Consider the following 24,526-nt stretch of genomic DNA (forward strand, 5'->3'; position numbering starts at 1 on the left):
ATCAGTTAACGCCATGACACTTGCTGGGAAGTACCGTACCGCCAACATTGGCTAACTTTCCCGGGAATGATCATGCACATTCAACCGAAAATAACACGACGTGCGAGCACCCGGGCGATACATCGCCTGTTGCCGTTGCTGCTGGGAGCGAGCATGGCAGTCATCTCGTTTTCAGCGCCAGCTCAAACGCCAGCCACTCAACCAAACCAGCCTGTGACAGATTCGGAGGCGGCCAAGAGCGGCATGCCCATGGATATGCAGGGCTCCATGATGGAAATGCGCACAAGCATGGATGCTATGAAGCCCTCAGGTGATATTGACTATAACTTTGCCGCCATGATGCAGGCTCACCACCAGGGCGCTGTAGACATGGCCGAGCTAAAGCTGAAAAAAGACAAGATTCCGAGATGAAACAGATGGCCAAAGAAATCATCGCAGCCCAGAAAAAAGAAATCGCGAAGTTCGATGAATGGTTCGCAGCGCATCCAAAGCCATCGAAATAGCTTGCTTGACAGGTCTTTGGGTCGAACTCAAGTCTCGTTATTGAGGCGAGGACAGCACTTCAAGCTTGTCGGCATACTTAATCATAATGTCGCCCATGGCGCGCATCATCTCGCCATGCATCTGCAGAACAGCGACGGCACCGACTATAACGACGCCGTCCACCCCGAAGATCAACTCCTTCTGTGACATTTCAATGCAATAAGTCAGCTGACCTTCACCTTGCCAACCATTCCTGCTTCCATGTGGCCTGGAAGCAGGCAGGCAAAATCAACAGTGCCCGCTTGGTCGAACTGCCACACCAAGCCACCTATCTTACCCGGGGCCAATGTGATCATATTCGGTTCTGCGTGCTGCATTCCTGGCATTTTTTGCATTTCGGCCGCATGGGCCTTTAGATCGGCAATGGACCCGATTACCATTTCATGAGGAATTTTTCCGGTGTTTTTGATAAAGAAACGAACGGTCTCGCCAGCGCTCACCTTGATTTCATCAGGCGTAAATCGCATGGTGTCGTCCATCGTCAGCTCAATCGTACGTGTCACTTTGGATGCATCGCCCGGCTGGCCAGTTGCCGAAGGCGCATTCGACATCGTGGACATATCGTGGCCAGGCATGCCGTGCGTCGGCGCACCATGTTCCCCTGCATGGTTCCCCGCAGCCAATGCGAGGACTGGAAGCACACTCAAAGCCAGAACAGAAAGGGTCTTTTTCATCATGAATACTCTCCTAGAGTTTGTTTAGGTAGGCAGCCATTTCAAGCTGCCGCAGTAAAAAACAGTATCGAAATCGAAAACTCAAGCCGGCCACAAAACAGGCTTCCTGATTCATAGCCTCAAGTTAGTCGCTTTAACGGCAACAGCATTGAGCAATCAATCGCACTTTAACGAAGTACAACTGCCGATCCGCAGACTTGTAGATTACAATTTAGTAATGTCAGCTCCTGTTCTAGTCGGCGGTTTATATGGAGTTACCATGGACCTTCTCCATATTTAGTCTGCGGTTCGTTTATGACCGTGTTTCAAAACAGCACGATCTATAACAGACTGCTGGATGTTTAACTCGATGAAAGCAATGCCTTCATGCATTCGGCCGCTTTTGCGCAGGTAACCGTTCATAAACATATTTGTTTCATGCGCGCGGTTCAGGCAGTTGGCGTTCAGTCAGGGCGCACAATCCAAGTACTCTTCCTGGACGAAACTTTGCCTCGTAGGTACACCTCCTGCGTAGACGAGACGAAAGAACCAATCGAGAACTCCTGAACAGCCTTCTGTCGTGCCCGCAAGCCCATGGAAACCAGATCCGTGGGGCTCTCCAACACCTTTGTTAGAACCGAAGCTATCGCCTGCGGATCTTGGATTGGCACAATCCAACCATCATGTCCATTGTCGACGTTCTCTGGTAAGCCGCCCGCATCACTTACGATCACAGGTATACCCATAGCCATCATTTCTCGGCATGCAAACGAAATAGTCTCTATTTCTGATGACACAACGAACCCGACGTCCAACGCTGCCAAGAATGAGCGGACATCATCCAAAAGCCCTGTAAAAACGATACTATTGCGCATGTTTAGTGCCTCGACTCTGGCGCGCTGAGCATCTGATGGAAGTACGCCGGCAATCAAGATGACGATTTGGCTTCGTAGCACAGCAGGAAGAAGGGAGACGGCTTCGACCATATCCGGCCAATTCTTGTACTCCGCAGTCCCCGCATTGCTACCTACGACTAACCGCCCCGCCAAGTGAGTCGGAATCCAGCAACGTTTCGCAGCCCATCGCTCCTCTCGCGATGGGGGAGCAAACCTGTCTAAGTCAACACCATTTCGGATTACGTGCAGGCGGCACCCGCTGAAGTATGATTCGACCAACTTTTTCCGCGTATGGTCGCAGACGCAAATGACATGATCCGTAGCAAGCTTTGCACGAGCTAGCGCTCCGAGGCTTCGAGACAGGCGGTCACTATGTTGGGAATACACGAGCACTGGGCGCCAAGCGCCGGATCCCGTCAACGCGAGCATACAAGCACGATGATCTGCCGCGCCGTTAACATGAATAATGTCAAATTGCTCACGTCGCAAGGACGCTCTCAGCCGCCGAATGCCCAGCATCGTTTTTAGCAATCCCCCTTTGAACTCGTGCGGCATAGTCCGAACGCCTGGCAAAGCCGCAGCCGATTCGAAAAGTCGGCTCCCTCTGGGTGCTGCAATAACGATCTCGTGCACACTGCTGAGTTCCCGCGCAAGCGAGAGAATGTAAGTAGTGTGTCCTCCGCCGTCACCTCGATGAAAGTTGGTATAGAGAATCTTCATAATGACTGCGGTGCGGTGAAACAAGATATCTTTTTCATATTCGAAATGGTCGCTATCGCTTAGAAATGACTCAGCACATCACGAGATGTTTGCTAGAGCTTGAAATGCTTCTGACCCGGAATTTGGAGAATCCGCCTAGCCTTCCTTTGCAGCCAACTTTCCACTTTGACGCCTTCACGCATTCACATAGAACTGCCGACTCGCTGTTTATCAACGCCAGAAAACAACCTAAGCCTTGACCAAGCTACGTCTGCTTAAACGGAGCATCAGTCCAAAGTACTGCCGAGATCAAAGCTTTCTTAGCAAAGCCACAGCTGTGGGGCATGGCTAGCTCTTCGTCTGCAAGACGCGAATGGTAAGCGTACAGACGTGACAAACGTCAAACCCTAGGATTACATTTTTGCAATGCACATTAGAAGCGCGCCCATCCAGATAGGCAGCTTTGAAGACTGCAGACTTCCGGCAGCTCAATAGCGGCCACTCCCATGAACATGGTTCAATTCACGTTTTTAGTCACGCAGCGCTAAGGTAGAAAGACTCAGTCGATTGGCGTCGGCCTGTGCCACAGCGTCTAAGTTGGCATGATATCCATCAGTGTGCAGAACCCCATGCGCGCTGATGGGAGATTACGCTTGACTCGATAGCAGCTATGGTGTGTGGTTTTTCTTTCCGAAACGGCGGCATGTCGGGGAAGAAACTAGGCATGTCTAAAGCGATAGTTCAAACTGGTCGTACGGTTTGGTAATGGTTCGCAGCCGCTTCGCTAGTGACGCTGATATCAACTGTTCCGACGTTGTTCATCGGTGAGATGAAGCGCCCTGAGCGTAATGGAGGCATGCATGTTTGGCCGCAAAGGCGACCATTCAGTGAACTACCGATAATAATTTTCTTCGACGAGATGGACTGTGTACGCCTGCCAGAACCACTCAGGCAAACATCATTATGCATCGAGTTGGATAACAAAAAAGTAATGCGCGTGTTCGGAAACTGACTAGGCTGATTTCCTACAATTCATTCAAGCGGTTTAACTTTCATCACGCGCCATTGCGCAGCCGCATGAGTTCGTAAATTCTAGGAGTAAACGTATGACCAACTTGAAAAAGAAACTTTTCGCAGCAGTGCTGCTGGCCACAACGGCGATGGCGGTCAGCGCACAGCCGCATACCTCAGTTTTTGGAGAGCCCAAGACGCGTGCGGAGGTACGAGCGGATCTAGAATTGTGGAAAAAAGCAGGGCTTGATAAATTCTGGGCTGGCGAGAGTACCCCAGATACCTTTAGCCGTGAATACAGGTCCGCCTACGCCGAGTATGTGCGGCTGCGTAGTGGCCCTGAATATAATGCAGAGGTCCAGCGGCAATCGGGACTTTAGTTCGATTTGACGACGCTCTTCTCCGCGATGGGATAGCGGTAGTCACCGCGCACGGCTACATTTGTGCGCGGTTTTTTTTCCAATGTTCCAGCCGGTCATATCCATGTGTGGAGCGTTTAATATCCTCACACGCAAACCGAAGCTAATGTATTGGTCTAGCCACTGTAAATCCCATCGTGACCAATCGATCAACCGACCGGGCGAACGTTTTGCCGCTGTGCATTCGAGCTATCGCGGCAACGATTGCTAACCCCAGCCCAAAATGATCTTGATCGCTAGACACTCGCCCTGCCGGTAATCTGACGAACCGCTCAAAACACCTTACCAGGTGCTCTTGTTCAACAGGAGTGCCAAGATTACAAACTGCGATCCGCACTTCTTCGCCTGCTGTTTCTACTACAATCAGCACGTCGCTAAACGGGTCGGCATGCCGGATCGCGTTTGATATCAGATTCGACACGGCGCGTTGAAAAAGCGTACGGCTAATCATGGCTGAGGCGTCGCCCACTAGCAGTAATTTCACATCAGCTTCTTCGGCTTGGGCTTCGTGATAATCCATTACCTCCCGGATGGTAATGGCAATACTGTTGGTCGGTTCTGTCTTGATCCTCGTACCGCCATCGGCCCGCGCGAGGAGCAATATGTCGCTTATGACTCTTTCCATTCTGTGTAGATCTTCCAGGTTAGAAACAAGCATTTCTTCAAGCGAGCGCTCATAGCGTTTAGAGCTTAATGCCAGCTCGGTTTCACCAATCAGCGTTGCTAACGGCGTCCTTAACTCATGTGCCAGATTGGCATTAAACTCCTCCATCTGAGCATAGGCACCCTCGATACGCTCGAGTAACGCGTTGAACTGGGCAATCAAGGGGCGAATTTCTACTGCAGAGTCCTTCGCTTCAAGCCGCTCGCCAAGCCGCTCCGGAGACAGCTTTACGACCTGGCTACTCAATGCATCGATCGGGGCCAGGGCCCTGCGAACCAACCATGCGGCACCTAATGACGCGAGCACTGCGCCTAAAATTGCGCAAATAAATAGGGCCAATGCCAAGCGCCTGAGAAAGCGAACGTCGGAAGTGATGTCCATGCTCAGTTGCGCCTGGATCGGTCCGGTCGATAACGCATGTTCCGGCAGCGTAAACGTCAGCTGTCGAAACATCTTTGCCTCAGCGTTTAACGGTCTCTTTCCAAACGTATTGGTCACACTGCTACTCTGCAGGACTAACGAAAGCTCTGGATGGCCGTGGAAGAAATCCAAGAGCTGATGTTGCAACGATTCCGAGCTATCTTTAGATACGCTTTCCGTCGCTAAATGCTGAATTGCCCTCTTCTTTTCCGCCAACAGCTCAGTCTGGCGGGTCGCGAAGTTCGAACTAATAGCAAGATAAACAGCTGTACAGATCAGTCCTACACTTACCAAGGTATGTATCGCGAGCCAACGTGAAAGTCGGCCTCGAATTGAGTTTGAGCAACTCAACATTCTTGATCCCGAGCCTCAATCACATAGCCCATACCGCGCACGGTGTGTATGAGTTTGCTCTCGAACGGGCCATCCACTTTTGCGCGTAACCGTCGGACAGCCGCTTCAACTACGTTAGTATTATTGTTGAAGTTAATATCCCATACCTGTTCCGCTAAAGTCTGCCGCGATAAGACTTGGCCACACTTACGCATGAACAGCTGGAGCAAAGCGAACTCTTTCAAAGTCAAGCTGATCGGTTGCTCGTTCCGATAGACGCGTCGGCGCTGAAGATCTAGTTCTAGATCGGCTACGCGAACGATATTCGTGTGGGCCTCAGCCAAGTTTGCGGGATCGTTCCTACGAGCCAGCGCAAAGATCCGAGCCATGAGCTCGGTCAGCGAGAAGGGCTTGGGAAGGTAGTCATCAGCGCCATCCTCCAACCCTCTAACCCGGTCTTCAACCCGGTCTCTTGCGCTGAGCATTATCACTGGCACACGACTCTTTTTGCGCAATTCGCGTAACAATTGAAAACCATCCATACCCGGCAACATTACATCAAGGAGGATAAGATCGTATGGGGTTTCCTGTGCGAAATATAGACCTTCCCTGCCGTCGCCAGCAACATCAACCACATAGCCATGCTCCGTCAACGCCCGACGTAAGTAATCCGCAAGCTTTTTTTCATCTTCGACCACAAGAACTTTCATTGCGGGTGTGATTCCTCCATGGGATAAGGGCTGAGCGCACAGTGGCGCGTGAGGCGACACCGCATCTGCTGTCGTAACTAGCAGCTCGTTCCTAACGCACGGTATTCTCGCAACTGTATACGTTACGTTATTCAGCCTGTCATTAGACGAACACAATCATTACAAATTCGTAATCTCGGCCGCATATGTAGTTTGGCGTGTGAACTGCCACTAACAATGGGATGGTCGCTACCATCACATTTTTGACATATTTAGGCCTCGTCGCAATGCGTCACCGTTCAAGTGGTCTATATGAGACTATTTTATGCATGTGAGCGCTCGGAACTGGCAGTCATTTGGTCCACTACTCTTCCTCGCTTCAGCACCTCATGCACCAAATACACGGGACGTTGCTTAGTTTCGTAATAAGTCTTGCCGATGTACTCGCCAAGCAGCCCAATTGACAGCAATTGGGCACCACCAAGAAATGTAATCATGGCAATGAGGGAAGGGTAACCTTGCACTGGGTCGCCGAAGACAAGCGTCTTGGCAACAATCCACAGGGCGAAAATAATGCCAAGAAATGCCGTCAGCAGGCCTCCAGCGACGACAAGGCGCAGCGGAGCGGTGGAGAAAGAAGTAATGCCCTGAAAGGCGAGGTTAAACAGGCTGGCGTAGTTCCATTTGGTAGTGCCCGCCACACGCGGCATCCGATCATACTCAATGACTGTCGTGGGCAAGCCTATCCAGGCAAACAAGCCTTTCATGTAGCGATTCCGCTCGTTCAACTGTTGCAGGGCATAGATAGCCTTGCGGCTTAACAAGCGAAAATCACCGGTATCGGGTGGGATCTCCACGTCGCTGACAGCATTGAGCACTCGGTAGAAGTGATGTGCGCTGCGGCGCTTGAACCAGGTTTCGCCTGCTCTTGAGCTGCGGCGCATACAAACGACGTCCGCACCCTCGTTCCAGGCTTGCATCATTTGGGGGATTAACTCTGGAGGATCCTGCAAATCGGCATCCATGATGACGACCGCAGCGCCGACGGCATGCGCTAGACCTGCTGTCAGAGCCGCTTCCTTTCCAAAGTTTCTGCTTAGGAATACAGCTGTGACAGCAGAATCATCTTTGGTCAGCCGCCTCATCATAGCGGGCGTACCGTCGCGACTACCATCATCCACTAATACCAGCTCATAAGCAACCTGCAGTTCGGCAAGCACTGCGGTCAGCCGCTCGTACATAACCGTGATCACCTCCTGCTCGTTGTACAACGGAATCACCACCGACAACTCCGTCATGTCAGCCTTATCCAAGTCAGGGCCCATTTTCTCGACCAACGCGTTCATGGAACACAATCCTTTGTAACGAATAAAACTCATCACCGCAATTGCGGCGTTGGTGTAGGAAACGAGCCGTTCATGGTTCTCGCCATATAGTTTTAATTCTAATTAAGCAAAACCGTCAGTTCAGTGACGGCTCAATTACCTTTTTGTAATCCATCTGGAACGTAAGCTGGTCGGTCGATTGGCAATGCCTTTGGAGTCTCGGATCGCCAACTCCATGATTCCCTATTCGAGTTGGAATTTACCGTTCATACTCTAACGCTTTGCACCTCACGGTTCAGTTCAAATCGTCGGGCATTCCTGGACTTTGCTGCCAAGTGATAGAATTGACTTTCCTCTTTGGGGAGTAGCCTACTTTCAACTTAGCGCGAAAGGGTTGCGTCAACATTCTTGGCTCCAAAGCCATGGCGCAAGCGGCCGAAAGGCATGGCGAGACGATAGACTTTTCCAGTACGCTGCCGAGCCGTACCGGAAAGTCCATGTGTCGCTCGGCTGGAACCACTCCCGCATGAATTTTTTTTCTACGATGATCCTGGCGTTGGCCATGTCAACCGACGCGTTTGCGGCCGCCGTCGGCAAAGGCACCGCCCTTCGCAATCCTCGCCTATCGGAAGCGCTACGCACTGGAATTATTTTTGGTGTAATCGAAGGCCTCACACCGTTAGTTGGATGGGCTCTGGGGTCCATCGCAGCTGATTCCGTCGCAGATTGGGATCATTGGATCGCTTTCACTCTCCTCTTGATTCTGGGCCTGTTGATGATCCGCGCCGGCCTTCGGGCTGAAGAGCCCGAAGCCACTCCTGCGATCCGTCACTCGTTTTGGTTACTTGCCGCCACGGGATTCGCCACCAGCATTGATGCGATGGCCGTGGGCGTCAGTCTGGCATTTATCGATAACAATATTCTGATAACGGCTGCGGCCATTGGCTTAGCGACGTTCCTAATGGTGACGCTAGGTGTCATGGTCGGCCGGTTGATTGGCAATGTGGCCGGTAAATGGGCAGAAATTCTTGGCGGGTTAGCGCTAATGGGTGTCGGTACGGTCATTCTGTATGAGCACCTCACCATGTAAGAAGCGAATGAATTAGGCGACGCTGAGCGGCTACGCCTAATACTTATGTATGTAGATTGTTTATTTCCACGGTTACATGGACAAGTTCATCATGAATGCTCAGTTGCTGCCGAATCTGGTCTGCCGTAATCGAGCTTGACGTGGCGAGCGACACAATACACGCATACTTTCCTGCGCCAACCCTCCATACATGAAGATCGGTGATCTGCACCGTCGGGGTTTGACGTAAAGCTTCTCGGATTTCCTCTACCACCGGGATATCCATTTCCGCGTCCAACAAGACGCGCCCGGTCTCGCGCAATAGGCCTTTTGCCCACATCGCCACGAGGGCTGCACCAACAATCCCCATAAGAGGATCGAGCCATGCTGCGCCCCACAGCTTTCCGCCCAGCAAAGCGATTATCGCCAGGACAGAGGTCGCCGCATCGGCAATGACGTGCAGGTACGCTGAACGCAGGTTCAGATCATGGTGATGGTGGTGCGCTGTGCCCTCTCCTGCATGATGCGCGTGATGGTGCCCATGATCTCCTCGTAACAGCCACGCGCAGGCCAGATTCACCAGCAAGCCGACGACAGCAATGCTAATTGCTTGGTTGTAGTGGATTTCAGTGGGAGAAAAGAGTCTTTCGACTGACTGGAAAAGCATCAAACCGGCCACACCCAACAACATGATGGCGCTGGAGTATCCACCTAGGATCTCAATCTTCCAGGTTCCAAAGGCGAAACGTCGATCATCGGCGTAGCGCCTGGCTGCGGCATATGCAAGGACAGAGAGCCCAAGCGCTAAAGCGTGCGAGCTCATGTGCCAACCGTCAGCCAGGAGCGCCATGGAGTTGTACCACCAACCGCCCACTATCTCGGCGACCATCATGGTAGCCGTGAGCCATACAGCCCAGCGAGTCCTACGCTCAGCAACAGGATTACCTTGATCAAATACGTGGGAATGCTGCCAACGATGAGCTGATGTGTGAATCATGAGGACCTCTAGTTTATGTCAACGTATACTATACCCCAGTACCCTATTATTTACGGTGAAATTCAAATGGCGCACACAGTTAAAAGCAAGGGCCGCCTCCTAGCACGGGTGCGGCGAATTCATGGTCAGACGGCTGCCCTGGAGGCCGCTATAGAAGCGGAAAACGAGTGTCTTGGGATACTCCAGCAGATTGCAGCTATCCGCGGAGCGGTACATGGCCTCATGGTCGAGGTGCTGGAAGGCCAGATTCGCGAGCACGTGGCGGCCGAAAACTTATCACTTGCAGAGCGCGAACAAGAGGTCAACCAGTTGGCTGAAGTGCTGCGATCCTACCTGAAGTAAAGCCTCGGGCTGACTTAACTACGCGTCTGGTTCTCGACCTCACTGACTTGGCACGACCGAATCTAAATAGCGCAAAAGCTTCTCGAGTGCTGGAAACCCAGCGACCTGGAAGTCGATCTATGCGGCCTGCCTGTCGTAGAAGACGATGCCAGACGATCCAAAAAGCCCAAAACGTTTGAGCAGTGCCTGATCGTCGGCATTGTTTGCGATCACATCGGTCTTGGGCAGCACGGCGTCTTTGAGGCGCTTTCTTACCTGTGAGCCTGTAAACATGAAAGGCCCCTAACTTTCTTAAACTGCAGCTCGGGCGAGCCGATATTTTGCGTGGTTGCAACACTTGGCCCCCTAAGACCGTTCAGAGGCTTCAGCACATCACAGCCTCCTGACAACACGCCAACGAGGAAAGCAATACCCGAAATTAGTGTAATACCCGATTCCTCTTTACCTAAATACGCAAACCCGAGTGAGCCATCAGGCAGCGGATCCTGTACCTTCAAGCAGATCGCAGAAATAATGAGCAAGACGGCCTATAAACTCATATGGACGAAGGAAGGTATAACCGGGAAAATCAGGAAGATGGCCACAGCCAGCATCATGACATCTCAAAAGATTCGCACTGACGTCACCCAACGTCCAGCCTTAAGCAAAAGTGCACCCGCTGTGGTGCCAAAGATCAGAAGCGGAACACCCATCCCGAGAAAAGCGTATCCGAGCAGGTGCATTAGCGCGAAAACGTGATCGGTGAAGCGCGCCGTGTCGGTGTAATACTCCCCAATGCGCAGGTTGGATTCGTAATAATTCAAGCCGTCCAGCTAACACTGGGCCACCACCATCAGCGCTGCATATTGACGAGCGAGCCCCACATCGCGCAGGTCTTTAACTTCGCTCAATCCGGTACAGACGGACAAAGTAGTCGATGGCTCGGTCGTTGCGGCTCCGTTTTCCCTTAGGTTGTATGCGTCTGACGTCGATGAATTTATGCCGAAGATGAGCTGAGCAAGCCAAGTGATCAATGGCATCCTCTTGCTAAGAAAGATTTTATCAACTGTACTTACTTCGCAGACTGTCGTTGCACTTCTAGTTGATATTCAGGCCCCGAACGCAAACGGACATATTCTGCATAGGCAGCTTTATATTGGGGCCTAAAAGTATCCGGGGAGCCGCGACCCCGCCAGAACTTATCCAGCCCCGCGCGTTTCCAGAGCACTAGATCAGCCTGAACCTCTGCGCGTGTTTTGGATTCTCCGTAGACGCCAGAGTCCACTGACTGACGTATCTGTGATGTACACGCTGTGGTCGCGGCTGCACTGAGTAGGACAGCCGTTACCAAAAGAATTTTTGACATAGGCATAATTCTTGCTCCAAACACTCGAATCTCATCGCATCGTTGCTCATCGAACTAACTCAATTCACCTTGAACCAGTTGGTTGAAAGCCCGTGGATATTTTACTTTAGCCATAAGGACAAACCTCCAGCACCTGGATTACATTTCTGTAAGCTTTATGAGGGCAGTTAGCTTTTTGTCACTTTTTTTTATATGGTAGAGGTAACGCTCGCCGGCCCTCCTACTACTCACGGCGCATGTCATTTTTTGGCCGATTAAATCACGGGGTAAAGTTCATTTTCGAGAGGCACTGGAGGTCCACTGATCCTCAAGGCTAATTAAATGCTTCTCAACACGAACACCGAAGTGTTAGTTTGAAAATCACCGCTAGAGTAATCCCTCAGAATCTCAACCTTCCAAACCCTAAAGCAAATGCTTTGCTATTTAGCGCGACAACCTGGAAAGCATGGCCATGCAAGTGCAAAGGGTGTGCCATCATCGTTGTATTCTGAAAAGTGATCAATATGCGTTGTCCTTTCCTGATCTTCACGGCATCCCGGTTGTTCCAACCTTTTCCGTTGATACCCCAGCTATTTGGTGCCATGGAACCTTTCAATCTCAACGCGGAGTGGGTGCCATCCGGACGAAACTCCAATGCGGTAAGCGCAGATAATTGCATTTCCAAGTCGAAGGTCAGAGGGCCGGCCATCGTGTCCGCCATATTCGCCAGCTTGCCGACGTTTTTTACCCCAACAGTAGCAAGGATAATATCTGCTTGCTGCCCGGCTCCTTCCTGCATCGCCAGGATAGGCCAAGCGCCGGCGTTTTTCAGCAGATCGACCACGGTGTCGATACGTTGGGCCATAGCCAAACCGAAGCGGTGTCCTGTCAATGGTTTTACCAAATTGCCGTCAATCGTGCATTGCAATGAACCAAGATCGAAATGAAAATTGGTCGAAGTAGCGCCATTGACAATGCACAAGCGAATTTTCCCACCTTGGGCGACTCGGATGATTTCTAGATCGTCGAGGGCGCGGTCATTAGCGAGACACGCGTCGAACTCGATATCGTTCTGATCCATCTTCATGCTAGGCATATCCTACGCGCCCATCATCGCGTTTCCACCGGCCATGGTCCTATTCAGGTTCATGCCTGCCATACCATCCGCCATAGTGTCGCGATACTCGGTTTCGCTTTTTGCAACTCAGCGTCTGGATGCCAAATGGACAATTCAGGAGATGGCAATGTCCAGCGGGCGTAACTTGCTGGATGCGCCCGTCGCTCGACTCTGCATGATAGTTGGCACTGGCCGAGCCCTATCTCCACATCATCCTAGACGTGATGCTGTCCGATGTCGACGGCTGGCGAATTGTCAATATCGGTTGCAAGATGACCCACAGAGGTGGGGAAGAAAACCTGAGCTGTTTTGGAGTTCATGTATCCGAACGAAAATCGCATGAGGGCCGTGTGCTCGGCCGATCATGCTGATGCTCGATCTCACGACAACCGTGGCGATCAAGCCTTAACTTTTTAAACTGAGTTGCGAAGGCGTAGTGCATTAAAAACTACTGACGCGGAACTTAAACTCATGGCCAATGCAGCGAACATGGGCGAGAGCAAAAGCCCCATAAACGGGTACAGCATACCCGCCGCCAGCGGCACGCCCAGCGCGTTGTATATGAATGCAAAGCCCAGGTTTTGTTTCATATTGGCAACCGTTTTGTTAGATAAGTTCTGGGCCGTGGAGATACCGCGCAAGTCGCCTTTAACCAGCGTCACTTGCGCACTACTCATGGCGACATCAGTTCCGGTCCCCATTGCAATACCAACATCAGCTTTCGCCAAAGCAGGTGCATCGTTGATACCGTCACCCGCCATCGCAACAATGCGCCCTTGCGCTTGAAGCTTACTGACCAGGTCAAGCTTATCGGCGGGTTTGACTTCACCAAAAACTTCTTCAATACCCAGGCGTTCTGCGACGGCCTTCGCGGTCGTTACCCCATCACCGGTGGCCATGATGACGCGGATTCCTGCATCCTTCAACATCTGCATCGCTTCGGGCGTACTTTGCTTGATGGGGTCAGAGACGGCCAACAAGCCTGCCAACTGACCATCAATGGCTAGATACATCACACTAGCTCCCTGCGTGCGGAAGTTTTCTGCTGTATCGGTCATCTCGGCTACATCAACGTTTTCTTGCTGCATGAGCGCTGTATTGCCCAACACCAGGAACTTACCATCAACTTGACCGCGAACCCCTATACCACTGCCTGATTCGAAGTTATCTACGGAACTGAGAGCCAATTCTTGTTCACGCGCTGCGCTGACAATAGCATCAGCCAGGGGATGTTCACTGCCTTGGTCCAGACTCGCAGCAAAGCGCAGTACTTCACTGTCCTCTAGGCTGCCAGCGGAGACGGCTTGATCAAAGGCAGGACGGCCCTCTGTCAACGTACCGGTTTTGTCGACAATAAGTGTATCGACTTTACGCAAATTTTCTATTGCCGCTGCGTCGCGAAATAGTACGCCCTGGGTGGCACCACGGCCCGTTGCGACCATGACGGACATTGGTGTAGCCAGCCCCAACGCACAAGGACATGCGATGATTAGCACGGCTACGGCGTTGATCAGTCCATAGACCCAGCTTGGCTGCGGCCCCCAAAATCCCCAGACGAACACGGTGACGATCGCAATGGCAACAACGGCCATGACGAAATAACCCGCTACCAGATCCGCCATGCGCTGCATCGGCGCACGCGAGCGCTGTGCTTGCGCCACGAGCTGAACGATTTGCGACAATACTGTTGCTGAGCCCACTTTTTCGGCACGCATCACCAGTGCGCCAGACGTATTCATGGTCGCGCCTATAACTTTATCACCAGGACCCTTGCTGACGGGTAGAGGCTCCCCCGTTAGCATAGACTCATCCAATGAACTGGAGCCTTCTTCCACGACGCCATCAACCGGTACTTTTTCCCCAGGTCGTATGCGCAAACGATCACCTTCATGGACATGTGTCAGCGGGACATCCTCTTCTGTTCCGTCGGCGTTAATACGGCGGGCCGTCTTGGGTGCCAGACCGAGCAAGGAGCGGATCGCGGCAGACGTTTCGGAGCGCGCACGCAACTCAAGGACTTGGCCGAGTAGCGTCAGCGAAATGATGACCACTGCTGCTTCGAAGTAGACATCCACGCGCCCCATAGACATAAACGTGTCGGGAAATAGGCCAGGGGCTACTGTCGCAAGCGTGCTATAGATAAATGCCGCGCCTGTACCCAAGCCGATAAGGGTCCACATATTAGGACTGCGATTAATAATCGATTGCCAGCCACGGACGAAGAAAGGTTGACCCGCCCATAGTACGACCGGAATCGATAATACGAGCTCGATCCATGTTTGTGTTCTTATATCGAACCAGCCAAGCTGGGGGCCGAACATGGCAAGGACGGTGACGACGACGGTAAAAGGCAGCGTCCACCAAAACCGTCGCGAGAAATCTTTGAGCTCCGGGTTGTCATCATCCAGCGTTGGCATCAACGGTTCAAGTGCCATACCACATTTAGGACAGCTACCCGGATGATCCTGGCGAATCTCTGGGTGCATCGGACAGGTGTAAATTGTTCCAGGAGCCGCTTCTTCGACAGCGTCAGGGCCCGTACCTTGTACTCCAGTGAATTTTTCTGGATTATGTTTAAACGTTTCCAGGCACTTTGTGCTGCAGAAATAGAAGGTTTCTCCTTCTCGTTCCAACTGATTAGGAGAGTCTTCGGTTACGTTCATGCCGCACACCGGATCGGTAAGTTGTGAACCAGAGTTCGACTGCTCTACATGATGACGGTGGGAGTGTTCAATCTTATTCTGTGTCATGACTATAAAAACCTTTCCAGGAGAGGATTACCAGAGGACAGCGAGTGCCGACCAGCGTAAGCATGGACATTTTTGCGCTTGGGGCGAATACAAAAGACAACTATTAATCGCGAGAAAATGGCTTACCGTTAAAATCGACAGTGACCAAATTGCCGTTAAGCGCACCCATTCCCGGTGCATTCAGCGGCATGCCTGGAGCAGAAACGCCCTTTATCGAAGCATCGGCAATAAGCTTATGCACCACATTGGCTGGTACGTGTCCTTCAACAAGCTGTCCTGTACTTGCCAGCACACCCGTATGGCACGAGCTTAGTTCCATGGGTACGCCCAACTTCTTCTTAACTGATACGATGTCGGTGGTCTTGATTGTTGTCACCTCGAAACCAGCATCTTGCATGTGCTCGACCCACGCGCCACAGCATCCACAGTTGGGATCCTGATACACCGTCATGGCTTTGTCGGCGGCATGTACAAAAGAAGAGGCGGCCGTCATCGCGATCGCTGCTAGCCATAATTTCATTACATCAACTCCAAAAAAATAGTGCTCGAATTTTTAATAGGAGAGCCGTCAAACGGACTTCTCATTTCTGACGCTGATACTGCAGCGTGGCTTCCTTTTGCGCCTGCAATACCTTTGGAGGCCAACTACCTTTTATATAAGTAATGACCGCCACAATCTCTTCATCGGTCAAGACCTCACCATAAGCGGGCATATCACTTTCGTAACGTGGCGGGGCGGTTTTCCCCGGAACGAGCCCATTTTTGACCATGTCGACCAACATGGCGTCAGGGTGATGCCAAGTATGGCCAGACTTATCGTGTGGTGGTGCAGGCAACCTGCCGCTGGGCAATCGTTGTCGCCAGTCTGGCTGTCCTTCTAATGATTCGCCGTGACATGATGCGCAGTTATTTGCGTAGATGGCCTTGCCCTGCATTACAAGATTCGTGTCCGCAGGATCAATGAATGCAGGACCGGATTCTTGCATCGTGCTGTAAAGGGCGGCCCCGGCACCAATGATGATGACACCGAGTACCCCAAAGCTTAATTTTTTCTTTGCCATATCAATGCGCTTGTTTATTCGGACAGTGCCACATGGTAGGTAGTAAGTGCTTAGGATAAAACAGTGTCTTGAGCCGTCGCAGCAACCTCAAAGACATCCAGCATTTGCGTGAGGCTCGTTTCTTCGGCAGTCGAAAGCGGCCCTATGCTGCGCAAGCGCTCTAGCGTTCGCGCAACTTCGCGAATACGCCCCGGCTCCTCATGCGCGAGCAATTGCGGCAAGGCGGTGATTGCTGCGTCGGTGTCAAGACGCATGATGTTGGCTTGTCGACGTACGATCGCTCGGAAAGAGTCCATATCAAAACCACGATCACAGTTAGGCTGATGCAGTTCAAGTGTCAGGTTGGCACGCCGTTCGTCAATCGAACTGCAGAAGCGGTGAATATAGAATACGGCTCGAATGCCTGCCTCAATGGCACCACCTTCGGTTACCGCATCGCGAAGCTCCTCGATTTCCTGCGCCACAAAGGCGCGGTGTTCAGGTGTAACGCTGGGTCGCTGGCGCATGGGTTCATCATCGCCCGATTGTCCGGCGAGCGCCTGTACCCAAGGTGAGCTGTACGTCCATTCAAAAGCCTTTTCGCAGGCGTCGTCGCGAGCGTCTCGCCAGAGATTCAACGTCTTTACGATGGCATCCGACCAAATCCCCTGGAATTGCAGAAAAGGATTGTCCTCAGAAATGGGGGCTCGTTGCTCGCGGATTTTCTTTGCAGTATCGGCTACCAACGGTGCCAATGGATTGTGATCGGACCACCATTCGTAAGAAAGTCTCAACGGATGCATGGTTTGTACCCAATGCGCCGTCTGCGGCGTCACCGCTTGACGCACCCAAGGCTGCACAAACTGACGGTACAGAGCAAGGTTGGTCTTGGATAATTGCGCCACTGCGGCAAAGCGACGATCACTCTCAGGATCGGGCTGCACAATGTCACGCAAATCGACCATACGCGTAGGTTCTATCGATAATTCATAATTGCCAATTGACGGTCCACTATTTTTTGGTGCGTCTCCCGCAATCGTTGCGCGGTAGGTGCCTGCTGGCAACACGTCGATCAAGTCAATGTTAGTGGTGAACTTATGATGCTCTTTTCGACTGACAGCCCCCGAGACGAAGATTCCCAAATGGCCGACGCTATCGTGGGTAGCATAAACAATGGTTTGGTCGTGCGTTAATACATCTTCGTCATCACCATATAAATCAGTAATCCAGCCCAACGCCTGTGGAGGCGGCGTAATGTTATCGCCATAGGAGCAGAACACCACAATCGGCGAGCGAATGTTGCGCAGGTCTATGCGCTCACCATCGGAAGTGATCAGTTCGGCCGTGGCAAGGCGATTACCGATAAACAGGTTATCGACGATGTATTGCATTTCCACATCATTAAGGAAAACATATCCGCCCCAGTACTTTTCAAACCCCAAGTAGCGCTGGGCCTCGGTGTCGATGTTCGAGTACAGGTGATATTGCTTGTTCCATAGCGTATTGGCGGGATTAAGATTTTCAAAATTCTGTACCAACCAGGCGCCGTCGAACCGTCCACCACCAATATCACTGGTCAAGGCCGTCAACCAGCTTCCGCCCAGCAGTCCTGCGGTATAGCGCATGGGGTCGCGCCCACGCCAGCCTGCCCAATAGGATAGTGGTGCACCAGCCACTATGATCGGACCAAACAATTCCGGTCGCATTGCCGCCGTCATTAAAATCTGCCATCCTGCCTGACAGTTTCCGATGACGGCGGGCTTGCCTTCTCGACACGGATGTAGCGCAAGTACCTTTTCCATAAAAGCCGCTTGAGCGTGCATCACGTCCTCAATAGTCTGTTCAGGCACCGGGTCAGGTAAGAAACCGATGAAATAGCAGGGATGTCCGGCATCGATCACCACACCGATTTCACTGTCGACCTTGAAGCCACCAATGCCGGGTCCGTGACCGGCGCGTGGGTCTATCACCACGAATGGTCGCTTCATGTTGTCGGTCGGCTTATCTTTGGGCGGTACGATTCGGACCAACCAATAGTTCACAGGACGAGGCAAGTCCTGACCGGACAGGATCACCTCTGACGGAAAGTCCAAAACATTTGGAACCTCTTCGGTAAGGTGCGCTTGATACTGGTTTCCGCGTTGGCGCATCACATCCGCGTAGAGAACACTTCGCTGCCACGTATCGACTGCGTACTCCGTTATCGCGTGCACCTGAGGCAGTCCAGTTGCTGGAAAAAATCCAAAAGAGTTTGCCGGTGAGTCAGCTGTACCGCCTTCTTCAGCTGCTTCAGGGCGGACTGTTTCGTGCGATCGGTACGATTTCTTGGTAATCACGTCGATTTATCCCTCGGTGGTCAGGTTATGGTCCTTAAGAAGGCTAGCTTATTTATTTGGACTATTCGGTGCAGGCATACGATCCATCATCATTTGCATCATCGACTGCATCATGTCCATGCGCTTTAGCATCATCGTGTGATGTGCCGTTGATGCTTCTGTGGAATGGTTTTTAGCTGCTTGGGAATGCATACCACCCATCATTCCCATACTTTGCATTCCACCAGAAGCCATTCCCATCATTTTCATGCCTTCCTGCATTAACTCATGGTGCTCGGACATCAGTGCTTGTCGTTCATCAGGGCTTGTCTTTTGAAGTTTTTCATGAAAAGCATGCATCGTCTGCATGTGGTCATTCATTTGCTTCTCTAACAAAGCCGGATCCACAGGTGTTTGAGCAGTTGTTGACGTCTCGCCCGTCGTGGCCGGCTCAGGGTGGTGGGCATTGTGTTCGTCTGCGGTTTGAGCCACGGCTAGAGCGCTAGCCGAACTTAAGATAATGGAAGAAACAACTAAACGGAACTTACTCATGGTCATGGCGATGATTCCTATACGTGATCAGTTGATGGTTCGATTACTGAATTCACTATACTGATAGCGGTCTGTCACGAAGATGACGCCGTCATTACAAAGATGTCATGTGGTGTCCCTCTTCGCTTATTTATTACGCGCAAAACCACGCAACTACCCAATTGCCCCAAGCGCAGGAAACGTCCTCAGTAACCAAATCGCAAAACGCACCAACTGCCCACTTGCTACCGCAATACCCATCAGCACCAGAATCGCGCCGGTGATTATCTGAAGGTAGCGACCCGTTCGGCGCAATGAACCTATTCGACGCATAAACGGCGTCATGAAGTACGCGGAAAGCAAGAACGGCACACCTAAGCCCAGTGCGTAAATACCCAAAAGCAATATTCCCTGCCCGAGACTCTCAGACGTGGCGCCGAGTATCAAAATACCGCCAAGCACGGGACCAATACATGGCGTCCAACCGAAGCCGAACGCCATACCAAGCACGGTCGCCGACCAAGGCTTACCGCCGCCGCCCTGCGGTTCAAAGCGGTAGTAACGTTGCATCCATAGCGGGGCACGTATAACGCCCATAACCATCAGGCCAGCGACGACAATAACGCCGCCCGCGGCAATATTCAGTTCGTAGCGATACGATAAAAACAAACGCCCGATTACAGTAATGCTGGCTCCTAAAATCAGGAACACCATGGAGAAGCCAGCAACGAAACACGCACTAAGGCCCAATGCTCGCCAGCGAGCCACACGTGCTTCGATATGAGAGGCACTGGACTGAACCGAATCGCCCGCAATATAGGAGAGGTAACCTGGCACGAGCGGTAAAACACAGGGCGATAGGAAGGAAGCAATACCGGCGAAAAACGCCGTTAATAGCCCAATGACAGTTAATTCAAGCATCGCATCATTCCCAGTAGGTAGTCTGCTTTATTCTTATATCTCATCACTTTGAATCTCGAATAGAGGGGCGCAGCAGTGCGCCATCAATTAGGGCTTCGACTTGCGGGCCATCCCAGGCGGCGGGCCCCATCGCCCGGCCGATTTCTCGGCCCTCTCGGTCAATTAGTAGAGTTGTTGGCACGCCCGGCGCACGCAGCGTGTCTGAAACCCTTGTCGTCGGGTCAACGTAATGCTTTAACGTTCGAATGCCAAAATCCTGATAGAACGGTTTGATCAAATCGGGATCCCGATCAATCGACAGGGCAACGACTTCAAAGTCTGGACCGCCACGCTTGGCATTTAACCGGTCCAACGATGGCATCTCCTCTCGACACGGGGACACCAGGTCGCCCATAGATTCAGCAATATGACACGCCCGTGAAAATCGGCCAAAGTTACCGTCTTACCCGTCTCATCCTGAAAGGAGATCAAAGGCAGTTCGCGTGGAGTATGCCAGCGCATGAAGCGCTGCCCTCCTATGTCCACCGACACATTAACTACGCCACTAAGAAGGCTTTTCGAGGCATTATTACGTTGGTAAAAAAATAAAGCTGTCGCGATGGCGATCACACAAATTAACGCCATCGCCGCCCATGCAATTATCTTAAAAGAGTTCTTCATTGTTAATGTTCAGCACCCATCAGTTCTTGGCGGTCGCCGTTTCGGCTTGTTCTCGGCGAGCCCGCTCTATCGTGTCTGCGACGGCCTGCGCGGCGTCCGAATCAGCTGGAAGCAGTCCGAGTAACTGTTGCCAGTAATCGATAGCTACCGGATAGTCTTGGCGCTCACGTGCTGCGGCGCCCGCCAAGGTCAGAGCGAATGGTTCCCGAGGATTAAGCGATAGCGCGCGCTCCAGCAATTGCGTCGGCTCCCCTTTAAATCCTGCGGGGCTGCTTCTGGCGAGTGTTTCGGCATATTCCGACAGCGCCAAAGGATCCGTCTGGATGACGCTAGCCGCTTTAGAAAAAGCTGCGGCAGCATCTTCATACTTTTCAAAATAGCGATAAGAGCGCGCCAGCATCAGCCAGCCAGGCGCGTCATCAGGATTGCGCGCCAGCCTCGCCGCGAGCGAATCCACCATGGCCTGCACATCGGCTTGTGTCATGGCAGGAGCACTTCGCGCCGGCGGTGGCGTGATCGCTGCAGGATTCCCTATCGACAGATAGGTAAGCGTTGCCGCTACTGGCAGGACGATGGCCAGCGCCATCGCAGCTTGCTTGCTGCTCTGGCGCCGTAGCCCAGTACTCTGGGCCGGCGTTGCTTCATCGAGCACACGTCGTTGGAGCTCTTGTTGGGCCACAGCGTGATCATGCGAAGACAATATACCGTTAGCACGGTCCTGCTCCAGCTCAGCCAATTGGTCGCGCAGCACCGTCGCATTGACGGCGTGATGCTCGATACTGCTATTCAGCTTGGGGCCACGCCACAGAGCAAGCCCGAGCCACAAGGTGACACCAGAAGCAAGTAATGCAGCAATTAGGATAAAAATCAAATTCATGGTTATGTTCCGTTGTCCGTGGTTTGCGCCAGCAGCGCCTGCGCCCTCTTGCGCTCATCGTCGCTTAACAATGCGTCAGCCACACTGCTTTTCCGGCGACGCAATGTGGTCGCCAGAACGAGGAGCCCAAAGGCCAGCAGCAACATGGGGCCAAACCATAGCAATAGCGTGGTGGCTTTTAATGGCGTGCGATAGAGTACGAAATCACCATAGCGATCAACCATATAGGCTCTAATCTCGGCATCGCTTTTGCCCACTTGAATCTGTTCGCGTATCTGCTGACGCAAATCCACGGCCAGGTCGGCGCGTGACGCCGCAATAGACTCGTTCTGGCACACCAGGCAGCGCAGCTCGCCAGCAATATCCAACATGCGCTTTTCCGCCGCGCCGTTATCCGCCCACGATGGCAAGGCGATGACCGCGCACAATAATGTCAGCCACCAACGTTTCATTGCTCAAGCTCCCGTATCAGCGGTAGTATCGTGTCGCGTACCGCACTATCGGTTACTGCACCGATATGCTTGTAACGAATGAAGCCGTCCTTATCGATAACAAAGGTCTCGGGCACGCCATAAACGCCATAGTCGATGCCCACGCGCCCTTGCGTATCGGATACGGACAACACATATCCATTGCCATGGCGTTCCAACCACGAAATAGCTTCCCCGCGTATATCTTTGTAGTTAAGGCCGACAATGGGTACCCCATGTGTTTTAGCCAACGCCGTAATCACGGGATGCTCTTCAAGGCAGGCATAACACCAGGAGGCCCACACATTCAGCAGCCACACTTTGCCTTTCATGGCTTCTGGTGAAAACGTGTCTTCTGGGGATGCCAACTGGGGCAAGGTGAAGCTTGGTGCCGGCTTGTTAATAAAAGGCGAAGGGACTTCGCTGGGCTTGAGGGTCAAACCGAAAGCCAGGAAGCCAACGAGTACGATAAAGCCGACCAACGGCCATACAAAGCGGCTCATGCTGTGGCTCCTGCTGCGACCAAAGCAGCCTTACGTTCGCGGCGCTTAAGTCGATAACGACGATCACTAATAGCTAACAACCCACCCAGCGCCATCAAAATGCAACCAATCCAGATCCAATCAACGAATGGTTTGTAGTAAACACGCACGCTCCAGGCGCTGTCGGCGAGCGGCTCACCCAAGGCGACGTACACATGACGCAAGCCGTTGGCGTCAATGGCTGCTTCTGTCATGGGCATTTCCGAGGAGATGTAGCTACGTTTTTCGGGATGAAGCAAACGTAAGACCCGACCATCGCGTGACAGCTCGATGTCACCGATGTCTGCAACATAATTAGGTCCCTGTGCTTTATTGACGCCTAGAAACTTCAAGTCATAGCCCCCTGTGCTTACCGTGCTGCCGGGCGTCATACGAACGTCCTGTTCAGTTTCATAGCCCATGACGAGCGTCACGCCAGCCACGAACACGGCAATACCTAAATGGGCCAGATGCATGCCTAGCCAGCTACGCGGTTGGGCTCGCAGCCCAGTGCGCGTAGCCCGCATACGGTCAACGATGCCCTTAACCACCGCAGTGGCAATCCACGTGGCCAGTGCCAGACCTAACGCCACCAGCGCCGACCAACGCCCCAGCAAGAACGGTGCGCCAACACCGACCACAAGCGCCACTACAGCCGGAACATGAAGGTGTTTCATCAGAGCGCTTATCTTGGCCGACTTCCAGTTAGCCACCGGACCTACCGCCATGAGAAGCAGCGCCGGCACCATCAGCGGTATGAAAACGGCATTAAAGTATGGCGGCCCCACGGAAAGTTTGCCTAACCCGAGCGCATCAATGAAAAGCGGATACAAGGTTCCGAGAATGACGGCCCCTGCTGCTACGGCCAACAATACGTTGTTCACCAGCAAGAGAGATTCACGCGATATCAGTTCAAACCGCCCGCCCATGCCCACCTTGGGTGCGCGCAGTGCAAATAAAAACAAGGACGAGCCCACCACCACGGCGAATAGCATCAAAATGAATACGCCTCGGCGCGGATCGGTGGCGAAGGCGTGTACTGACGTCAGCACGCCAGACCGTACAAGAAAAGCCCCTAGTAATGAAAGCGAGAACGTACTGATAGCAAGCAGCACCGTCCAGTTCTTGAAGCTGGCACGCTTTTCAGTCACCGCCAGGGAGTGGATCAACGCGGTACCCACCAGCCAAGGAATAAACGAAGAGTTCTCTACCGGATCCCAGAACCACCAGCCGCCCCAACCCAGTTCGTAATAGGCCCACCAACTTCCCAAGGCGATACCCAAGGTCAGGAACAGCCACGCTGCCGTCGCCCAGGGCCGAGACCAACGTGCCCATGTCGAATCGAGCTGCCCCGCCAGCAGTGCGGCAATGGCAAACGCGAATGCTACCGAAAATCCGACATAGCCCATGTACAGCAGTGGCGGATGAAATATCAGTCCGATGTCTTGCAGTAGCGGATTCAGGTCCATACCCTCTATGGGTGCAGGTACCAGGCGCTCGAACGGGTTAGAGGTAAGCAGCACAAAGAGCAGGAATCCAGCGGTGACCAGGCCCAACACCCCCAAGACGCGTGCCACCATGACATCGGGCAGCTGCTTTGAGAACACACTTACTGCATATGCCCAGCCTGTTTGCATCAGTAGCCACAGCAAGAGCGATCCCTCGTGACCACCCCAGACGGCGGCGATACGGTACAGCAAGGGCAGTTGCGAGTTGGAATTCTGGGCGACGTAAGCCACCGAAAAATCCTTAACGATGAAGGACCAACCCAGCGTCGCAAAGCTGAAAATAATTAAAAGAAACTGCGCGCGCGCGGCGGGTCGAGCAAAGGCGATCCAGACAGCATTGTCACGCGCCGCGCCGGCGAGGGCTAAACAGCCCTGCGCAAGCGCCACGAATAGCGTCAGAATCAGTGAAAAATGACCGAGTTCAGCAATCAT

General features: G+C 52.6%; 25 protein-coding genes, 1 pseudogene and 1 riboswitch. Of the genes and pseudogenes, 4 read left to right on the forward strand and 22 right to left on the reverse strand.

Annotation, left to right across the window (positions count from 1 at the left end; genetic code table 11):
• Nucleotides 1-72 precede the first annotated feature (72 nt).
• On the forward strand, nucleotides 73-411 hold the full coding sequence (locus C8R14_RS13660; RefSeq protein ID WP_049753071.1) for a DUF305 domain-containing protein: 339 nt from the start codon (nucleotides 73-75) through the stop codon (nucleotides 409-411).
• A gap of 129 nt (nucleotides 412-540) precedes the next feature.
• Here the strand turns inward: C8R14_RS13660 and C8R14_RS13405 are convergent, their stop codons facing one another.
• The 3 genes from C8R14_RS13405 to C8R14_RS00120 form a co-directional block, all read right to left on the reverse strand.
• Complete coding sequence (locus tag C8R14_RS13405) at nucleotides 541-693, reverse strand: hypothetical protein (RefSeq protein WP_166484976.1); 153 nt, start codon at nucleotides 691-693, stop codon at nucleotides 541-543.
• Nucleotides 694-707: 14 nt separating this feature from the next.
• Nucleotides 708-1,220: a cupredoxin domain-containing protein gene (locus tag C8R14_RS00115; protein ID WP_011633171.1), complete on the reverse strand. Its 513-nt coding sequence runs from the start codon at nucleotides 1,218-1,220 to the stop codon at nucleotides 708-710.
• A gap of 440 nt (nucleotides 1,221-1,660) precedes the next feature.
• Nucleotides 1,661-2,812, reverse strand: a complete 1,152-nt coding sequence (locus C8R14_RS00120) for a glycosyltransferase (RefSeq protein WP_041353389.1) — start codon at nucleotides 2,810-2,812, stop codon at nucleotides 1,661-1,663.
• Between the two features lie 1,085 nt (nucleotides 2,813-3,897).
• Here C8R14_RS00120 and C8R14_RS00125 point away from each other — a divergent pair.
• On the forward strand, nucleotides 3,898-4,182 hold the full coding sequence (locus C8R14_RS00125) for a DUF4148 domain-containing protein (RefSeq protein WP_011633173.1): 285 nt from the start codon (nucleotides 3,898-3,900) through the stop codon (nucleotides 4,180-4,182).
• Between the two features lie 142 nt (nucleotides 4,183-4,324).
• Here the strand turns inward: C8R14_RS00125 and C8R14_RS00130 are convergent, their stop codons facing one another.
• The 3 genes from C8R14_RS00130 to C8R14_RS00140 all read right to left on the reverse strand — a co-directional run bounded on the left by C8R14_RS00130 (nucleotide 4,325) and on the right by C8R14_RS00140 (nucleotide 7,652).
• Entirely contained in the window at nucleotides 4,325-5,659 is a 1,335-nt protein-coding gene (locus C8R14_RS00130; RefSeq protein WP_011633174.1) for a heavy metal sensor histidine kinase, read from the reverse strand.
• The gene (locus C8R14_RS00135) at nucleotides 5,653-6,348 is read right to left on the reverse strand and encodes a heavy metal response regulator transcription factor (RefSeq protein WP_011633175.1); all 696 of its coding nucleotides are present in this window, start codon (nucleotides 6,346-6,348) and stop codon (nucleotides 5,653-5,655) included. Before C8R14_RS00135 ends, C8R14_RS00130 begins: the two co-directional genes overlap by 7 nt.
• Nucleotides 6,349-6,650: 302 nt before the next feature.
• A complete protein-coding gene (locus C8R14_RS00140) occupies nucleotides 6,651-7,652 on the reverse strand; it encodes a glycosyltransferase family 2 protein (protein WP_219997556.1) in 1,002 nt (333 codons plus the stop codon).
• Nucleotides 7,653-7,999: 347 nt separating this feature from the next.
• Nucleotides 8,000-8,127, forward strand: a riboswitch (yybP-ykoY riboswitch).
• Nucleotides 8,128-8,151: 24 nt separating this feature from the next.
• Here C8R14_RS00140 and mntP point away from each other — a divergent pair.
• Nucleotides 8,152-8,742, forward strand: coding sequence for a manganese efflux pump MntP (gene mntP, locus C8R14_RS00145; protein ID WP_258332273.1), 591 nt, complete (start codon nucleotides 8,152-8,154; stop codon nucleotides 8,740-8,742).
• Between the two features lie 43 nt (nucleotides 8,743-8,785).
• On the opposite strand, the gene dmeF is transcribed toward mntP, so the two are convergent.
• Nucleotides 8,786-9,718: a CDF family Co(II)/Ni(II) efflux transporter DmeF gene (dmeF, locus tag C8R14_RS00150; RefSeq protein ID WP_011633178.1), complete on the reverse strand. Its 933-nt coding sequence runs from the start codon at nucleotides 9,716-9,718 to the stop codon at nucleotides 8,786-8,788.
• 66 nt (nucleotides 9,719-9,784) lie between these two features.
• Here dmeF and C8R14_RS00155 point away from each other — a divergent pair, with 66 nt between their 5' ends.
• Nucleotides 9,785-10,060 carry a metal/formaldehyde-sensitive transcriptional repressor gene (locus C8R14_RS00155; RefSeq protein ID WP_041353617.1) on the forward strand — a complete coding sequence of 92 codons (276 nt, stop codon included), beginning with the start codon at nucleotides 9,785-9,787 and terminating at the stop codon, nucleotides 10,058-10,060.
• A 117-nt stretch (nucleotides 10,061-10,177) separates the two neighbouring features.
• Here C8R14_RS00155 and C8R14_RS13410 read toward each other — a convergent pair whose 3' ends face one another.
• The 15 genes and pseudogenes from C8R14_RS13410 to C8R14_RS00240 form a co-directional block, all read right to left on the reverse strand.
• Nucleotides 10,178-10,333 carry a hypothetical protein gene (locus tag C8R14_RS13410; protein WP_166484977.1) on the reverse strand — a complete coding sequence of 52 codons (156 nt, stop codon included), beginning with the start codon at nucleotides 10,331-10,333 and terminating at the stop codon, nucleotides 10,178-10,180.
• A 329-nt stretch (nucleotides 10,334-10,662) separates the two neighbouring features.
• Nucleotides 10,663-10,872 (reverse strand): annotated as a pseudogene (locus tag C8R14_RS14500) (cytochrome c biogenesis protein CcdA); the annotation flags it as partial.
• A gap of 239 nt (nucleotides 10,873-11,111) precedes the next feature.
• Complete coding sequence (locus tag C8R14_RS00170) at nucleotides 11,112-11,411, reverse strand: DUF4148 domain-containing protein (RefSeq protein ID WP_082211232.1); 300 nt, start codon at nucleotides 11,409-11,411, stop codon at nucleotides 11,112-11,114.
• Between the two features lie 373 nt (nucleotides 11,412-11,784).
• Complete coding sequence (locus tag C8R14_RS00175; protein ID WP_011633182.1) at nucleotides 11,785-12,471, reverse strand: multicopper oxidase domain-containing protein; 687 nt, start codon at nucleotides 12,469-12,471, stop codon at nucleotides 11,785-11,787.
• 443 nt (nucleotides 12,472-12,914) lie between these two features.
• Nucleotides 12,915-15,251: a heavy metal translocating P-type ATPase gene (locus C8R14_RS00185; protein WP_011633183.1), complete on the reverse strand. Its 2,337-nt coding sequence runs from the start codon at nucleotides 15,249-15,251 to the stop codon at nucleotides 12,915-12,917.
• Between the two features lie 103 nt (nucleotides 15,252-15,354).
• Nucleotides 15,355-15,771, reverse strand: a complete 417-nt coding sequence (locus C8R14_RS00190; protein ID WP_011633184.1) for a DUF411 domain-containing protein — start codon at nucleotides 15,769-15,771, stop codon at nucleotides 15,355-15,357.
• A gap of 61 nt (nucleotides 15,772-15,832) precedes the next feature.
• Entirely contained in the window at nucleotides 15,833-16,312 is a 480-nt protein-coding gene (locus C8R14_RS00195) for a c-type cytochrome (protein WP_011633185.1), read from the reverse strand.
• A gap of 50 nt (nucleotides 16,313-16,362) precedes the next feature.
• A complete protein-coding gene (locus C8R14_RS00200; protein ID WP_011633186.1) occupies nucleotides 16,363-18,627 on the reverse strand; it encodes a DUF3141 domain-containing protein in 2,265 nt (754 codons plus the stop codon).
• Between the two features lie 48 nt (nucleotides 18,628-18,675).
• Nucleotides 18,676-19,164, reverse strand: coding sequence for a hypothetical protein (locus C8R14_RS00205; protein WP_011633187.1), 489 nt, complete (start codon nucleotides 19,162-19,164; stop codon nucleotides 18,676-18,678).
• Nucleotides 19,165-19,311: 147 nt separating this feature from the next.
• Nucleotides 19,312-20,058, reverse strand: coding sequence for a cytochrome c biogenesis CcdA family protein (locus C8R14_RS00210; protein WP_011633188.1), 747 nt, complete (start codon nucleotides 20,056-20,058; stop codon nucleotides 19,312-19,314).
• A 43-nt stretch (nucleotides 20,059-20,101) separates the two neighbouring features.
• Nucleotides 20,102-20,440 (reverse strand): TlpA family protein disulfide reductase, encoded by a 339-nt coding sequence (locus tag C8R14_RS00215; protein ID WP_146208354.1) that lies wholly within the window; start codon nucleotides 20,438-20,440, stop codon nucleotides 20,102-20,104.
• Between the two features lie 297 nt (nucleotides 20,441-20,737).
• Nucleotides 20,738-21,595: a c-type cytochrome biogenesis protein CcmI gene (gene ccmI / locus C8R14_RS00225; RefSeq protein ID WP_011633189.1), complete on the reverse strand. Its 858-nt coding sequence runs from the start codon at nucleotides 21,593-21,595 to the stop codon at nucleotides 20,738-20,740.
• Between the two features lie 2 nt (nucleotides 21,596-21,597).
• On the reverse strand, nucleotides 21,598-22,047 hold the full coding sequence (locus tag C8R14_RS00230) for a cytochrome c-type biogenesis protein (protein WP_011633190.1): 450 nt from the start codon (nucleotides 22,045-22,047) through the stop codon (nucleotides 21,598-21,600).
• Entirely contained in the window at nucleotides 22,044-22,568 is a 525-nt protein-coding gene (locus tag C8R14_RS00235) for a DsbE family thiol:disulfide interchange protein (protein ID WP_011633191.1), read from the reverse strand. Before C8R14_RS00235 ends, C8R14_RS00230 begins: the two co-directional genes overlap by 4 nt.
• On the reverse strand, nucleotides 22,565-24,526 hold the full coding sequence (locus C8R14_RS00240; RefSeq protein WP_011633192.1) for a heme lyase CcmF/NrfE family subunit: 1,962 nt from the start codon (nucleotides 24,524-24,526) through the stop codon (nucleotides 22,565-22,567). The genes C8R14_RS00235 and C8R14_RS00240 overlap by 4 nt, the downstream gene beginning before the upstream one ends.

Source organism: Nitrosomonas eutropha, assembly GCF_003201195.1.
Lineage (GTDB): Bacteria > Pseudomonadota > Gammaproteobacteria > Burkholderiales > Nitrosomonadaceae > Nitrosomonas > Nitrosomonas eutropha.